This is a genomic window from Orbaceae bacterium BiB, assembly GCA_036251205.1.
Taxonomy (GTDB): Bacteria; Pseudomonadota; Gammaproteobacteria; order Enterobacterales; family Orbaceae; genus Orbus; species Orbus mooreae.
The window spans coordinates 2,316,310-2,332,289 of the sequence record CP133958.1 but is presented as its reverse complement, the minus strand read 5'-3'; the positions used below and the strand labels follow the sequence as shown (position 1 = coordinate 2,332,289).

Here is a 15,980-nt window from a genome sequence, read left to right as displayed (position 1 = left end):
TTAGTTAGCTATATTAAATTTTATCTGTGGATAATTTAATTTATTCAAAATAATTTGGAGTTTTTGTGTCTACTACAGTCTGGCAAACATGCCTATCTAACTTACAAGAAGAGCTGACAGCGACAGAATTCAATCTATGGATTCGTCCACTACAAGCTGAAATAGACAGTGATAAACTTTATCTGTATGCGCCAAATCGTTTTGTATTAGATTGGGTTAAAAATAAATATTTATCCAAAATTTCACTATCATTAGGCCAATTGTTAAATACTGACTCGCCAAAAATTTATATTAAAGTCGGTACACCGGATAAAACGCCAAATAATAAACAAGAATCCGTATCATCACCGGAAAAAGAACAAGTCACGATTGGCAGTGAGCCAAAGTGGAAAACAAAAAAAACTACTGAAAATATTGTATATCAATCAGGTATTAATCCTAAATATACATTTGAAAGTTTTGTTGAAGGTAAATCAAACCAATTAGCAAATGCCGCAGCAAAACAAGTTGCTGAAAATCCTGGTAAATCTTATAACCCTCTGTTTATCTATGGGTCAACGGGACTGGGAAAAACGCATTTACTCCATTCAGTTGGTAATCAGATCATACAAAACAAAAAAAATGCCAAAGTCATTTATATGCATTCTGAGCGTTTCGTACAAGATATGGTCAAAGCATTACAAAATAATGCTATCGATGATTTTAAAAATTATTACCGCTCTGTTGATGCACTACTTATTGATGATATTCAATTTTTTGCAAATAAAGAACGTACTCAAGAAGAGTTTTTCCATACTTTCAATACACTATTAGAAGGTAATCAACAAATTATATTAACCTCTGATCGTTATCCCAAAGAGATTGACGGTGTTGAAGATCGTTTAAAATCACGATTTGGTTGGGGATTAACAATTGCCGTAGAACCTCCTGAGCTGGAAACCCGCGTCGCAATATTGATGAAAAAAGCGGATGAAAATCAAATAAAGCTTACAGAGGAGGTTGCTTTCTTTATTGCTAAGCGGTTACGTTCAAATGTGAGAGAACTAGAAGGTGCGTTGAACCGAGTTATTGCAAATGCTAATTTTACCGGTAAAACGATCAACATTGATTTTGTAAAAGATGCCTTAAAAGATCTACTAGCCTTACAAGAAAAACTGATTACGATTGAAAATATTCAGAAAACCGTTGCTGAATATTATAAAATAAAAGTATCAGATCTATTATCAAAAAGGCGTTCTCGTTCTGTCGCAAGACCAAGACAGATTGCGATGGCACTAGCCAAAGAGTTAACCAACAAAAGTCTGCCTGAAATTGGCGATGGCTTTGGTGGCCGAGATCATACAACGGTTTTACATGCGTGCCGTAAAATAGCGGAATTAAAGGAAGAGAGTAATGATATTAAAGAAGATTATTCGAATTTAATTCGTACACTTTCAACATAATTATTTATAAAATAAAGAACGATTATTATGAAATTTATTATTGACCGTGAAAAATTAATAAAGCCATTGCAATTAGTCAGTGCTCCGCTTAGTAGCCGCCCTACACTACCAATTTTGGGTAATTTACTATTGCAAGTTAATGATAATACTTTATCAATGACGGGAACCGATTTAGAAATTGAGATGATTTCTCGCTTACCATTAATTGAATCTAATGAACCAGGAGCAACAACTGTTCCTGCACGTAAATTTTTAGATATTTGTCGTAGCTTGCCCAATGATGCAAAAATAACGATTACATTAGATGAAAACCGTCTAGCAATTCAATCTGGCCGCAGTAAATTTTCATTATCAACATTACCGGCTAGTGATTTCCCTAATTTAGAAAATTGGCAATATGATGTGGAATTCTCTATTCCTCAAAAAACGCTAAAATCACTGGTTGATTCAGTACAGTTTTCAATGGCTAACCAGGATGTTCGTTACTATCTTAATGGTATGCTATTTGAAACTGAGAACGGTTTACTTAAAACCGTGGCAACCGATGGTCATCGATTAGCGGTATGTGCCTTACCTATTGGTCAAGAGATGTCGACAACCAGTTCCGTTATCATGCCAAGAAAAAGTGTTCTTGAACTGGCTAAGCTATCGGGTGAAAGCGATGAATTGATCAATATTCAGATCGGTAACAATAATTTGAGAGTCAATTTTAATGACTTAACATTTACTTCAAAATTAATTGATGGTCGTTTTCCTGATTATCGAAAAGTATTGCCACGCAATCCAGATAAAACATTAGAAGCATCATGTGATGAACTAAAAAGCGCATTATCTCGAGCAGCTATTTTATCTAATGAAAAATTTAAAGGAATTCGTCTCTATATTCATGAAAACCAAATTAAAATTACCGCCAACAATCCTGAACAGGAAGAAGCTGAAGAGATTGTCGACGTAAAATACAGTGCTGAACCATTAGAAATTGGCTTTAATGTTACATATTTACTTGATGTATTAAATACCATTAAATGTGATACAGTCAGAATGCTACTTTCTGATTCAACATCGAGTGTCCAAATAGAGGACATCAATGAACAATCTGCAACGTATGTTGTAATGCCTATGCGCTTATAATTTTTATCTTACATATTCAGTTCAATTTGAGCTGAATATGTAAAAACAGATAATTATATGACTATTGCCCAACTAAAAATCCACGATTTCCGTAATATTGCCTTTGCTGATATTTTGCCCTCACCAAACTTCAATTTTATTATTGGCAATAACGGTAGTGGTAAAACTAGCCTATTAGAAGCGATTTATATGCTTGGTCACGGTAAAGCATTTCGTCACCAACTCTCTAGTCGGATTATTCAACATAATAAGTCAGAATTAGTATTATTTAGTAAAATAACCTCATCTACACACAATACTCATAACGTTGGCTTATCGAAATCACGTAGTGGCGAAAATAAAATAAAAATTGATAATGATGACGGCTTTAAACTTGCTGATTTAGCAAAACTACTCCCGATGCAGCTGATCACACCCGAAGGCTTTGATCTATTAACTGGTGGACCGAAGTATCGCAGAGCATTTATCGATTGGGGTTGTTTTCATCATTATAATGAATTTATTTTGGTGTGGAATAATTTACGTCGCTTAATCAAGCAGCGTAATGCTTTACTCAAAAATGTCACGAGTTACAATCAATTAATGCCATGGGATAAAGAGCTAATCCCGATTGCTAATCAAGTCAGTCAAATTAGAGCGGATTATATACAACAGATTCAAGATGAAATCATCAATACAAGCCATGATTTTCTACCAGAATATGTCATAGATTGCCAATTTTACCAAGGTTGGGATCACTCAGTAAATTATGCAGACTTATTAGTTGAGCATTTTCAACGTGATAAATTGTTAAATTATACGACGATCGGACCACATAAAGCCGATCTAAAATTACGAGTTGATAATATTCCAATTGAGGTACTCTTCTCCCGAGGCCAATTAAAACTACTTATGTGTGCCTTACGATTGGCACAAGGTGAGTTTTATGCCCAGCAAAAACAGCAAACCTGTTTATATTTACTCGATGACTTTGCATCAGAGCTTGATTTAACCAAGCGTTCACTACTCGCTAAACGTTTAAAATTAACTGGTTCGCAAGTTTTTATTAGCGCAGTTGATCAAGAACAAATTCAAGCGATGATTGATGAAAATGATAAGATTTTTTACATAAAATCTGGTATAATTTCAGCATAAATTTACGATTAATCAGTTAAATGATGTTCTAGCGAGAAATACATGTCTAATTCTTATGATTCCTCAAGTATAAAAGTATTAAAAGGACTTGATGCTGTCCGTAAACGCCCTGGTATGTATATTGGTGATACCGATGATGGTACTGGTTTACACCATATGGTATTTGAAGTTGTTGATAACGCAATAGATGAAGCGCTAGCAGGCCATTGTAGTCATATCGATATTATTATCCATACAGATAATTCAGTTTCTGTTCGTGATGATGGTCGTGGTATTCCAACGGGTATTCACCAAGAAGAAGGTGTATCAGCTGCCGAAGTTATCATGACAGTATTGCATGCTGGTGGTAAATTTGATGATAACTCTTATAAAGTTTCTGGTGGTCTACATGGCGTTGGTGTTTCCGTTGTTAATGCCCTATCCGATAAACTTGAACTTGTTATCTATCGTGACGGAAAAATACATCGTCAAATTTATAATTTAGGTGTTCCACAAGCGCCACTTACCGTCATTGGTGAGACTAATGAAACCGGAACCTATGTCCGTTTTTGGCCAAGTCCACTGACGTTTACCAATATTGAATTTGAATATGATATTCTTGCTAAGCGTTTAAGAGAGCTATCTTTCTTAAACTCAGGTGTATCTATAAAATTACATGATGAACGAACAGGTAAACATGAACATTACCATTATGAAGGTGGTATACAGGCATTCGTTGAATATCTGAATAAAAATAAGACACCTATTCATCCGAAAATTTTCTATTTTAGTGCAGAAAAAGACAACATTGGTGTTGAAATTGCTTTGCAGTGGAATGAAGGCTATCAAGAAAATATTTACTGTTTTACCAATAACATTCCTCAACGTGATGGCGGTACTCACTTAGCTGGTTTTAGAGGCGCGATGACGCGAACTTTAAATAACTACATGGAAAATGAAGGATACAGTAAAAAAGCTAAAATTAGTGCAACCGGTGATGATGCTCGCGAAGGCTTGATTGCGGTTGTATCAGTTAAAGTACCAGATCCAAAATTCTCTTCGCAAACTAAAGATAAACTCGTTTCGTCGGAAGTAAAGTCAGCTGTTGAATCAATTATGGCTGAAAAACTATCAGACTATTTATTAGAAAATCCATCTGATGCCAAGATTGTTGTCGGCAAAATCATTGATGCAGCAAGAGCGCGTGAAGCGGCTCGTAAAGCACGTGAAATGACTCGTCGTAAAGGTGCATTAGACCTAGGTGGTTTACCGGGTAAACTTGCAGATTGTCAGGAAAAAGATCCTGCATTGTCTGAACTTTACTTAGTGGAAGGGGATTCTGCGGGCGGTTCGGCAAAACAGGGGCGAAACCGTAAAAATCAAGCTATTTTACCATTGAAAGGTAAAATCTTAAATGTAGAGAAAGCGCGTTTCGATAAAATGTTGTCTTCACAAGAAGTTGCGACCTTAATCACAGCATTAGGCTGCGGTATCGGGCGAGATGAATACAATCCAGATAAAATGCGTTATCACAGCATCATTATTATGACCGATGCCGATGTCGATGGTTCACATATTCGAACGCTATTATTAACCTTTTTCTATCGTCAAATGCCAGAAATTATTGAACGAGGCTATGTTTATATTGCTCAGCCACCACTTTATAAAGTGAAAAAAGGTAAACAAGAACAATATATTAAAGATGACGATGCAATGACTGAATTTCAAATAGCGTTAGCTCTTGAAGATGCATCACTGCATGTTAATAATCATGCCCCAGCTTTAGCGGGTCAACCACTTGAAAAGTTAATTGCTGAATACCAAAAAATTGAGAAGCTATTTACTAAAATGGAACGTCGCTATCCTAAGCAATTGCTTGCTGAATTAATGTATCAAGATGCATTAACGGAAGAGTTAATGCAAGATAAGCAAAAAACGGAAGCTTGGACTAAACTGCTGACAGATAAGTTAAGTGAAAAAGAGCAACATGGTAATCTTTATCATTATGATATCGAGTATAATGAAGCGAAAAATCACTATATTCCAGTGATAAAAGTAAGAACTCATGGCGTAGATAACCGTTACAATCTTGATCTGGCATTTATTCACAGTAATGAATATAGAAATATCTGTCATTTAGGTTCACAATTAAAAGACCTAATCGAAGAAGATGCATTCGTCAAACGTGGTGAAAGAAAAGAACCGATCACTAATTTTGAAGATGCTGTAGAGTGGTTAATTAAAGAGTCTCGTCGTGGGTTAACTATTCAGCGTTATAAAGGACTTGGTGAAATGAATCCTGATCAACTTTGGGAAACTACAATGGATCCGACTAGTCGACGTATGTTACAAGTTACAGTAAAAGATGCAATTGCTGCAGATTTACTATTCACAACCTTAATGGGTGATGAAGTGGAACCAAGACGTGCATTTATTGAAGAGAATGCACTAAAAGCAGCAAATTTAGATTTTTAAAAAATTGGTGCCGTATCACTGTCGGATCCGGTAATTAATGAAATTTGTCCAGACACCGTGAAATAAAATCCGGAAATTACTGAAATATCAAACCAGACAAATTGTCTGGTTTTTTTATTAAAAAATATTAATATCAAAATAACTTTGACGTTTTATTATATTGTTAGCATCAAAAATAATTGCTTTATAAGTTAAAATACAAAAATTAATTGATACATACAAAATTATTCCAACTAATATTCCTAAAATAAATTTATAAGATAACCATTGAATATGGTTATTATTTAAATGGTATAAAAATAAAAAAATGTACGCAAAAAACAAAAAAATCAAATAAGAACTAAGAAAAAAAAAGAAAACAATATCTATAAGTGATCTTTGATTATTATAGCCAATTGTTTGTTTTTTATAATTAATACATAATCCATTTAACAATAATATTTTGTCCTCTTTATTTAGCTTCAATTGTTTAGTTACTCGATCAATCCAAGCTATTTTATTGTCATTAAATATGATAGCTCCATAATTAGGGGCTCGATATAAAACTTTATACATTTTAACTAGAAAAATAGGTTTCTTTTTAAATAACTTAATAAAAAGAAGAAAGAATAAATTATAAACATGAAAGATAACCCGATAACTTAGCACAATATATTTTGATCCTCGCCAAAATATTAGACAGTGCTCGCCTCTATAAATGTGTTATTTAGATAATACTGATTTTCATATTGCTGAGGCGATATCCAACCATTAGTTGAATGACGACGAACACGATTATAATAGATTTCAATATATTCAAATAGGGCTTTATTCGCATCCTCCCGAGTTTTGTAATCACAACCATGAATAATGTGCGTTTTTAATGTATGAAAAAAACTTTCAGCTACCGCATTATCCCAACAATTGCCTGCTCGACTCATACTTTGACTAAGTCCATACTGTAACAATAATCGCTTAAAATCAGCACTGCAATATTGGCTTCCTCGGTCGCTGTGAAGTAATACACCCTTTGGAAACTGACGACGGAATAAGGCATTTTTGAGTGTGTTACAGACTAAGTGCCTATCAATCCGCGAGCTCGTTTGTCGTCCAATCACTTTTCGCCCGAATAAATCAATAATCACACAAAGGTATAGCCAGCCTTCACCGGTTTTGATATACGTGATATCGGTCACCCAAACACGATTCGGTTTATCAGGATTAAACTGTCTATCTAATGTATTTGGCGCTACATCATGAGATAGGCTTGGCGCTGCTAGATAGTTAAATTTACGGGCGACTTTACTTCGTAAGCCTAATTTTTGTAATACTCGACTTACTGTTCTTTCTGAGACATCATAGCCCTCATCTCGGATATCGTGTACTAAGCTTGGTGCACCCAAACGCGCTTTATGCCGCCAATAGAGTGCCTTGACGTTATCAATCAGCGGCTGTGATTTCGGTGTGCGTTTTAACCAAGCGTAATAACCGGGCACGCTGACGTTTAATAGGCAACAGGTTAAACGTACCGGATACGACGATAAATACAGTTTCATATACTTGTACTTCACCGACTTGGATGGTTGATGAAGTACACATGCGCCTTTTTTAGGATTTCATTCGCCATTTTCAGTTCTTTATTTTCTTTTTCTAGAGCGATAATTTTTTGCTGCTCAGCCGTTAACTCGCGTTTACTGGTTTTACCTGGATTGATTTGCCTTACCCATCTATCAAGGGTTGATTGACCAATGCCAAGGTGATTTGCAATATCGGCTAGCGAAAGATGAGCATTCGATAAGGCATAATCAACTGATTGTTGTTTGAACTCAGTACTGAATTTTTTGACCATGATATGTTCTCCTATGATTTTTATTTATATCATAGAGGTGACATTTGTCTATTTTTTTGGCGAGGATCATTCTAAACAAAGTAATCAATTTGAAAAAATTAAAGGTAGAATAAAAATTAAGTTTTTTGATTTTGACAACGAATTTGATAATCAACAAATTACTGAGTATGTTATAGGACAATTATCTGCATTTGGTTTTTCTGAATATAGTAATATTAGCTACGGTCTAAATATAAAATATTTAAAAGTGAATGTTAATTCATATTCTGATATAGTTAAATTATCATCAATAAATGGTATAAAAAGCATTGATTTATTTCAAGAGTATAGTTTTATTGACAATGGATTAAAAAAAACTGGTTCATCCTATAACCAACTCCAGCACTATGAAAAAACAGATACACAAATAGGAATTATCGATACAGGTATTAGTCAATCTAATCAATTGTTACAAAACGCCATAATAGCTAAAGAATCCTTCGTTCCAACCGCATATCAGAACAATACTCATGCAACATTTATAGCATCAACTATTCAATACGGAAATGAACTGAACGGAATTAAAGAAAGTAATCCCAAAGAATTCAAACTAGTCGATATTGCTGCGATACCGAATAGTGACAGTTCCACTGGACCAACAGATACAATTGGCGAAGATGAACTGATGGAAATAATTGAAACTATAGTGAAAAAATATTCTTATAAAACAAAAATATGGAATCTTTCAATTGGAATTGAAAATCAAATTTGTGACGGTAATATATCCGATTTTGGTGCTTTTTTAGACTACATACAAGCCAAATATAATGTTCAATTTTTTATTCCTAGTGGTAATTATAGTAATTACAAATCAAGAACTTGGCCACCAAGTCAAAATAATGAATATGATAGGATTATATCGCCAGCTGATTCGATTATAGGTTTAACGGTTGGCTCTTTAGCCCTTTATGATTCAAAAACATCTATAGTAAAAAAAGATCAACCATCACCATTTAGTAGAAAAGGCCCTGGTACTGGTTATACAGTTAAACCTGAATTAGTCGACTATGGTGGAAATATATCGCATTCTGATTCTATAAGTTCATTAGGAATGAAAGGAATGGATATCAATGGAAATATTACTGAAGGAATTGGAACAAGTTATTCAACACCAAGAGTAGTAAGAAAATTTGCAACAATCTATGATGAGATGATAGAGAAAGACTTATTATTATCAAAAGCAATGTGGATAGGCTACACTAATTAGTACCAGTTTTATAAGGTCATTGTTATGATAATCCAAAAACACAAGAAAGGAGCAACAATGACACAACATTTAAATCGAAAAGAAAAGCGTAGTTTTAGTCATGAGTTTAAAAAACAGATGGTTATGCTACATCGAAATGGCAAAAAGCGAGCAGACATCGTTGCTGAGTACGATTTAACTAAATCAGCATTAGATAAGTGGATAAAACAATACCAAGAAACGGGTTCATTTACAGCGCAAGGTAATCGAAGTCATGAGGAGAATGAACTGATTGCCTTACGCAAAGAAAATAAACGCTTGTTAATGGAGAATGATATCCTAAAGCAGGCAGCGTTGATAATGGGGCGAAAATCGCATTAATTTCGCAGAATAAGCATCGATATAGCCTACGAAGTTTATGTCGATGTTTGCACGTCACCCGAAATCAGTTTTATTATCAACGACGAATGGTACCGTATCAACAAAATGAAACACTCTGCGATAAAGTAAGCGAAGTATTTGACCTAAATTATCGTGTTTATGGTACAAGACGCTTGCAAGCAGAGCTGAAACGGCAAGGTATAGCATTATCGAGACGGCGAATTGGTCGAATAATGAAGGAAAAGGAATTAGTCTCAAAATATACCTGTAAAAAATACCGTATTGATGCTGAAAAGAGTAATGAATCAATCGTGAGCAATGCGCTTGACCGAGAGTTTGAAGTGGGTCAAAAGCGAAAAGTTTTGGTAACTGATTTAACCTATGTAAGGGTAAAACAGCGTTGGAATTACCTGTGTATTATTGTTGATATCCGTAATCGAGAGATAGTCGGACGAAGTGCTGGCAGAAATAAGACAGCAGAGCTTGTGATGCAAGCAATAAGCCAAATACCCATGGACTTACATGATGTTGATTTATTTCATTCTGATAGAGGAAAAGAGTTTGATAATCACCTGATTGATGAATGTTTAACGACATTTGGTATTACACGTTCGTTAAGTTATAAAGGTTGCCCGTATGACAATGCGGTTGCTGAAGCAACATTTAAAGCCGTAAAAACCGAATTCGTCTCAAATGGTGTATTTGATTCGCTTGAACAGTTGACGTTACAATTTAATCATTATGTTGATTGGTTTAATTATACTCGGCTTCATTCAACATTAAATTATCAAACACCCGTTGAGTATAGAAATAGATAATGACCTTATCTTTTTGGTACTAAAAGGTGTGGACATTCCAATGTTAATACACTCTGCAAGAATGAATATGAGAGACTCCTTAGACAAAAAACAAGACTATATTAAATATTATGGTTTTGGAATGCCGACAATAAATACTGTAGATATATTACAATGTAGCGACAGTGAGGTTACTTTAATTTTCAAACAAACTATTACTACTGGCTCACATTTAGAAATGTTTGATTTTCCATACCCTAATTCATTAATTAAAAATGGAAAATGTTTTGGTGAAATAGGTATGACATTAATATATGAACCGATGCTAGACTTTCGTTATGGGCATGAATATTGCAGAAGTAATGTTGATGTCAGCTTTGGTACATACAAATATAATGACGATGGTGAAATAAAATTTAAAGGGCAAGTACCCTTAGAAAAAGCTTGGGATAAAAAATATGAAAAAGACCAAGTTGAACATGGATTTAAATGGAGCCCCATAAAATCTTACTTTAGAAAAATGCCAAAAGGAATTGATTGCGGAGAGGGGTGGAAAATTAGAGTTGATATGACTTCAAGAAATCAAGTTACGATTCCTAAACAAGAGTTTGTTTTGATCGTAACTATAAAAGATCCATCAAATAGCCTAGATATATATACCGAAATGGTTAATGGTCTTAGAAATAATGGGTACATTACAAATAGCTTAGAAACAAGACAATTGGTTCGCCAAAGAAATAAATAATTTTAATGAATGTGATTTTGTACTTGAAGGAGATAGTTTATATGAAGCTCTTGTTCAATACCGTTCATATTGATCTGCCCACATTTTAGTGGAGAGTTATTTTCAAATTATTAAATCATTTTTTCTTCAAATTGAACAGGTGATAAATAGTTTAAATATGAATGTTTTCTTACTCGGTTATAGTAAACCTCAATGTACCACAAGATCATCGATTTAGCTTGTGCCATATTTTCTAGTTTGTGTCGGTAAATCCATTCTGTTTTTAAGGTATGGAAAAAGCTTTCAGCCACCGCATTATCCCAACAGTTACCTTTGCGACTCATACTACACGTTAAGCCATAAGCCGTTAATATAGCTTGGTAATCATCGGAACAATACTGGCCACCACGGTCACTATGAACAATCACTTTACTTGGATAGCCCCGATGAAGCAAAGCCATAGTTAAGGCTTGACAAACTAGCGAGCTTTCCATATGCGTATCCATCGCCCAGCCTATGATTTTACGAGAGTAGAGATCAAGTACAATCGCGAGGTATAACCACTGTCCGTTCACTTTAATATAAGTTATATCGCATACCCAAGCTTGATTAGGTGTGTCCATGGTAAAGTGCCTATCTAAAATATTTTCAGCGACCGGTTTGTTGTGGTTACTGTGCGTTGTTTGTTTATACTTTTTGCGTTGTTTTGCTTTAAGGTGAAGCTTGTGCATTCGTCGACGAACTCGTTCACGTGATAAACAATAGCCTTCCTCCAAAAGTTCGACATGTAAACGCCGATAACCATAGAGATGCCGATGATCTTCAAATAGTGTTTCAATCTTTTTGTCAAGCTGCTGATTAAACACTGTTCTCTGAGACGGTAATCGCTTTAAATAGGCATAGTAACCACTACTTGACACGTCAAATAGATGAAATAAACGACGCTTAGATAGCGTGTTTTGCTTTTTAATAAATTCGTACCTTGCTATTTCAGGCTCGCAAAGTACTGAGCGGCCTTTTTTAGGATATCGATCTCCTTTTTACGTAGCTCAAGCTCTTTTTTCATCGCTTTATTTTGACGCTCAAGTTCGTGATAGTCTGGTTTTTTATTTGATTTTATCGCTTGATGGGTTGGTTTATTCATCGTTTGGTACATCCAATTACAAAATGTTTTGTAATTTATACCTAAATCATTGGCTGTTTGTCGATAAGTTTGTTCGCTATTTAGGGCTAAATTGATCGCTTCTTGTTTAAATTGGGGATCGTATTTTTTACTCATTTGAGACTCCTTTTTTGTTACTAAAAAGTCTCCACTAAACTAGGAGCACATCACATTTCATTAATTGCCGGATCCGACAATCACAATAAAAAAAACCAGACAATATGTCTGGTTTTTTATTAATTAAAATAATATTGGATATCTTTACTGGACTTATCTCTTTATCACATTAACATTAGGCTAATTCATAATATTAACGGTAAAACTGATAATCCATTTCTCGTTATAATATTGCTGTAATGTATTATTCTAGTGAAAATCATAAACCAAGGGCATGCTTAATTAAATATTTTTTAATCAATGGAGTGGAGTTAATCATATTCATACCAAGACCTCTTATCCCTTTTTTTATCGGTGAAGCACCATCAAACATATCTTGAATAATCTGCATACCACTTAGCATCTTAATCGCATCTTTACTACGATCTAATTGATAACGAGAAAATAGCTGTTTTGATCCAAAATCTTTACCTGCTAAATAATTCTGACAAACAATTTGTGTTAACTGTTTTGAATCTGCAAGTCCTAAATTTACCCCTTGTCCTGCTAAAGGGTGGATAGTATGAGCGGCATCACCGATTAAAACTAAACGATCTTTTACTGGTTGTGGACAATAACGCGCAGTAAGTGGGAAAACTAATCTTTCACTGATCACCTGACAAGAGCCAAGACAATATTCACTCATTTCGGTTAACTGTTGAGAAAATGATTCAAAGTCAATGGATCGTAAATATTCGGCTTGTTCTGGCGTGGCAGACCATACTAAACAGCTCAAGTCAGATTTCCATAAAGGTAGAAAAGCAATAATACCACCGGCATAAAAAATTTGTCTGGCACATGATTGATGAGGATGTGATGTTTTTACTGTCGCAATAATGGCTTGATGACGGTAAGGACGCTGTATTACTTTAATTTGCTGTTTTTGACGAATAGACGAATTTGCACCATCAGCCGCAATAATCAACTTAGCTGAAATTTTTTGCCCATTATCTAGATGAATAAATCCCCTATCAGAACTAAAAAATAGCTCATCAACATTATGATGTAAAAAGTTAATATTTGACTGTTCTTGTGCCCGAATATAAAGCTGATTGAGCATAAGCTGATTTTCAATAATATAGCCTAGATTCGGATATTGATAATGATTACTGTCCGCTTGTAATCTTGCCTTACCTTGTTTTTCAAAAACATCAATGGTATCAAAAGATAAAACACGCTTACTTGTTTCAAGCTGATTCCAAATACCAATTTGCTCAAAATAATGTTTACTCGCTAAATTAATTGCCGATGCCCTTATTGAGATATCATTATCACCCATCTGTTGATAAATATTATCTTTAGAGTCAATAATCGCAATATTCATTGTACTATTAGATAAAGAGCAAGCAGTTGCTAACCCCACTAACCCACCGCCAACAATAACTACATCAAAATCTTTCACAACACCCTCAACTACTATAGGTTTTTTCCTCAAAACAGCATACCATAATTTAACTCTAATAAATATTACTGCCGAAAACAACTAATCAAATAGCTCGTAAAATTCAAAACGACAATATTTCTATAATTCTTCAATATCTGACAATTATTTAAAAAAAAATCAACAATAAAAACGTAAATTATAAATAAAAAAATAGAATTAATTATTAGATTTGCTATAATCAGCATATATTTAAAATACAAAATAAGATTTTTATTATAAATAGTAATTTAAACCGATAAAATCCAAAGTTTTATCTAAAGAATAGAGAAATACGTGTGATAATAAATAAAAGTGTGCAAACATTCAAAAATCGTTTGACAGAGATCATGCAAGGTGACTCTGTATCGGTATTTGCTAAAAAATGTAATATGTCTGAAACAGTTATTCGAGATTATTTATCTGGAAAAACTTACCCTTCATTAAGTCGTTTGGCGACTATCGCTGAAAGCTGTCATGTATCTTATTGCTGGTTAGCAACAGGGCATAAACTGGAAGATATTAGTGATACTGAAAATAATGAAGTATACAACGAATATATTCATCGAATCCCTGTTTATAGCAAACAAATGCCAACAATTGAAGAAGCAAGAACTCAAAAATATGTCCGTGGTACACCACCTGCCATGAATTATCCAGTACTTGATGGCTGGATTGGATATAGAGGGCTTGATGTTAAAAAATTAATTCTTTATTGGGCAAAAGGAGATTTGATGTCTCCTGAGATCAAAAATAATAATGGATTAATTATCAATACTGAACTCGGGGAAGTTGTTGACGGCGCTATCTATTTAATAGAGTACAAAGATATGACATTAGTTAGACGGATGCGTTTGGCACTAGATGGTTGGGAATTACTGTGTAATAGCGATCCGAAAGCAACAATTTCAGTACCACGTAAAGACTTTAAACAATATAAATTAATTGGTAATGTGATACAAATTATTAAAGATTTATATTAATGAATATAAATAAAGGTGCGATTAACGCACCTTTTTTCTATTATTCTTACTTATGGTTACGGCGTGTTTTTACCGCCTCAGCAAGCTGAGCCAATAATTTTACCGAGTCATCCCAGCCGATACAAGCATCAGTTATACTCTGTCCATATACTAATTTATCAGTAGTCTCTGGATTTTGAGCTCCTTCAACTAAATGACTTTCAATCATTACACCAATAATGGCTTTTTCACCATTCGCAACTTGATGTGCAACATCTTGACCAACGGTTAGCTGTTGTTTGAATTGTTTACAACTGTTCGCATGGCTAAAATCAATCATAATATTAAGCGGTAAATTTGCTTTTTCTAAATCGCCTTTAACCATAGCCACATGCTTTTCACTGTAGTTAGGTTCTTTGCCGCCTCGTAAAATAATATGACAATCTGGATTTCCCGTCGTTGAAACAATCGCAGAATGACCAAATTTGGTCACTGACAAGAAACAGTGAGGCGCGCTAGCAGCATTGATTGCATCAATTGCTACTTTCATCGTCCCATCAGTACCATTTTTAAAACCTACAGGGCATGATAAACCTGAAGATAGCTCACGATGAACTTGAGATTCTGTCGTTCTTGCACCAATCGCTCCCCAACTCATGAGATCAGCTAAATATTGAGGAGAAATCATATCTAAAAACTCCCCTGCTGTTGGAATACCTAGTTGATTAATATCAACTAAGAGTTTTCTTGCAATTCGTAAACCTTCATTAATATCAAAGGTATGATTAATAAATGGGTCATTAATTAAACCTTTCCAACCAACAGTCGTTCGTGGTTTTTCAAAATAGACTCGCATCACGATTTCTAATTCATCTTGATACTGAGCTCGAATTTCTTTTAAACGGTTAGCATATTCTAAAGCAGCCTTAACATCATGAATTGAACAGGGACCAATAACAACTAATAAACGATCATCTCTGTGAGTCAATATTTGATGGATTTTTTGTCTTGCATCAAAGACTAAATCTGCGACTTGCTCTGTAGCGGGAAAACGCTCAAGTAATGCAATAGGGGGTAAAAGCTCACGTATATCAGAAATACGTACATCATCATTTTTATAATTCATTTTAATACCTAAATAACTTAAATTAATCCCGACTAGTA

13 protein-coding genes are annotated in these 15,980 nt (G+C 34.4%); 8 read left to right on the top strand and 5 right to left on the bottom strand.

Annotated features, from left to right (window positions below; all coding sequences use genetic code 11):
* Positions 1-65 precede the first annotated feature (65 nt).
* Genes dnaA through gyrB form a run of 4 tightly spaced genes read left to right on the top strand, consistent with a single transcriptional unit; the run spans position 66 to position 6,161 of the window.
* Positions 66-1,442, top strand: a complete 1,377-nt coding sequence (gene dnaA, locus RHO11_11025; protein WVD61007.1) for a chromosomal replication initiator protein DnaA — start codon at positions 66-68, stop codon at positions 1,440-1,442.
* A 27-nt stretch (positions 1,443-1,469) separates the two neighbouring features.
* Positions 1,470-2,573 carry a DNA polymerase III subunit beta gene (gene dnaN / locus RHO11_11020; GenBank protein WVD61006.1) on the top strand — a complete coding sequence of 368 codons (1,104 nt, stop codon included), beginning with the start codon at positions 1,470-1,472 and terminating at the stop codon, positions 2,571-2,573.
* Positions 2,574-2,630: 57 nt separating this feature from the next.
* Positions 2,631-3,707, top strand: a complete 1,077-nt coding sequence (gene recF / locus RHO11_11015) for a DNA replication/repair protein RecF (protein WVD61005.1) — start codon at positions 2,631-2,633, stop codon at positions 3,705-3,707.
* 42 nt (positions 3,708-3,749) lie between these two features.
* Positions 3,750-6,161 carry a DNA topoisomerase (ATP-hydrolyzing) subunit B gene (gene gyrB, locus RHO11_11010; GenBank protein ID WVD61004.1) on the top strand — a complete coding sequence of 804 codons (2,412 nt, stop codon included), beginning with the start codon at positions 3,750-3,752 and terminating at the stop codon, positions 6,159-6,161.
* A 674-nt stretch (positions 6,162-6,835) separates the two neighbouring features.
* Here the strand turns inward: gyrB and RHO11_11005 are convergent.
* Positions 6,836-7,989, bottom strand: a protein-coding gene (locus tag RHO11_11005) for an IS3 family transposase (protein ID WVD61003.1) whose coding sequence is annotated in 2 segments (ribosomal slippage) — positions 6,836-7,743 and positions 7,743-7,989 — 1,155 coding nt in all. Because the reading frame shifts where the segments join, the coding sequence is not laid out codon by codon here.
* 37 nt (positions 7,990-8,026) lie between these two features.
* Here RHO11_11005 and RHO11_11000 point away from each other — a divergent pair.
* The 3 genes from RHO11_11000 to RHO11_10990 all read left to right on the top strand — a co-directional run bounded on the left by RHO11_11000 (position 8,027) and on the right by RHO11_10990 (position 11,137).
* Positions 8,027-9,235 carry a S8 family peptidase gene (locus RHO11_11000; GenBank protein ID WVD61002.1) on the top strand — a complete coding sequence of 403 codons (1,209 nt, stop codon included), beginning with the start codon at positions 8,027-8,029 and terminating at the stop codon, positions 9,233-9,235.
* 57 nt (positions 9,236-9,292) lie between these two features.
* Positions 9,293-10,413, top strand: a protein-coding gene (locus RHO11_10995) for an IS3 family transposase (GenBank protein WVD61001.1) whose coding sequence is annotated in 2 segments (ribosomal slippage) — positions 9,293-9,587 and positions 9,587-10,413 — 1,122 coding nt in all. Because the reading frame shifts where the segments join, the coding sequence is not laid out codon by codon here.
* Between the two features lie 40 nt (positions 10,414-10,453).
* Positions 10,454-11,137, top strand: coding sequence for a hypothetical protein (locus RHO11_10990; protein ID WVD61000.1), 684 nt, complete (start codon positions 10,454-10,456; stop codon positions 11,135-11,137).
* Positions 11,138-11,247: 110 nt separating this feature from the next.
* On the opposite strand, the gene RHO11_10985 is transcribed toward RHO11_10990, so the two are convergent.
* The 3 genes from RHO11_10985 to RHO11_10975 form a co-directional block, all read right to left on the bottom strand.
* Positions 11,248-12,087 (bottom strand): IS3 family transposase, encoded by an 840-nt coding sequence (locus RHO11_10985; protein WVD62894.1) that lies wholly within the window; start codon positions 12,085-12,087, stop codon positions 11,248-11,250.
* Positions 12,088-12,101: 14 nt separating this feature from the next.
* Positions 12,102-12,395, bottom strand: a complete 294-nt coding sequence (locus tag RHO11_10980) for a transposase (protein ID WVD60999.1) — start codon at positions 12,393-12,395, stop codon at positions 12,102-12,104.
* A gap of 259 nt (positions 12,396-12,654) precedes the next feature.
* A complete protein-coding gene (locus RHO11_10975) occupies positions 12,655-13,836 on the bottom strand; it encodes an FAD-dependent monooxygenase (protein ID WVD60998.1) in 1,182 nt (393 codons plus the stop codon).
* A gap of 317 nt (positions 13,837-14,153) precedes the next feature.
* Between RHO11_10975 and RHO11_10970 the strand changes: the two genes are divergently transcribed.
* Complete coding sequence (locus RHO11_10970; protein ID WVD60997.1) at positions 14,154-14,837, top strand: S24 family peptidase; 684 nt, start codon at positions 14,154-14,156, stop codon at positions 14,835-14,837.
* A 46-nt stretch (positions 14,838-14,883) separates the two neighbouring features.
* Here the strand turns inward: RHO11_10970 and aroG are convergent, their stop codons facing one another.
* A complete protein-coding gene (gene aroG / locus RHO11_10965) occupies positions 14,884-15,942 on the bottom strand; it encodes a 3-deoxy-7-phosphoheptulonate synthase AroG (protein ID WVD60996.1) in 1,059 nt (352 codons plus the stop codon).
* Between the last annotated feature and the right edge of the window lie 38 nt (positions 15,943-15,980).

Coding starts and splice junctions, on each gene's coding strand:
- RHO11_10990 (WVD61000.1), top strand. CDS start 10,454: ATGTTAATACACTCTGCAAGAATGAATATGAGAGACTCCTTAGACAAA.
- gyrB (WVD61004.1), top strand. CDS start 3,750: ATGTCTAATTCTTATGATTCCTCAAGTATAAAAGTATTAAAAGGACTT.
- dnaN (WVD61006.1), top strand. CDS start 1,470: ATGAAATTTATTATTGACCGTGAAAAATTAATAAAGCCATTGCAATTA.
- recF (WVD61005.1), top strand. CDS start 2,631: ATGACTATTGCCCAACTAAAAATCCACGATTTCCGTAATATTGCCTTT.
- RHO11_10980 (WVD60999.1), bottom strand. CDS start 12,395: ATGAGTAAAAAATACGATCCCCAATTTAAACAAGAAGCGATCAATTTA.
- aroG (WVD60996.1), bottom strand. CDS start 15,942: ATGAATTATAAAAATGATGATGTACGTATTTCTGATATACGTGAGCTT.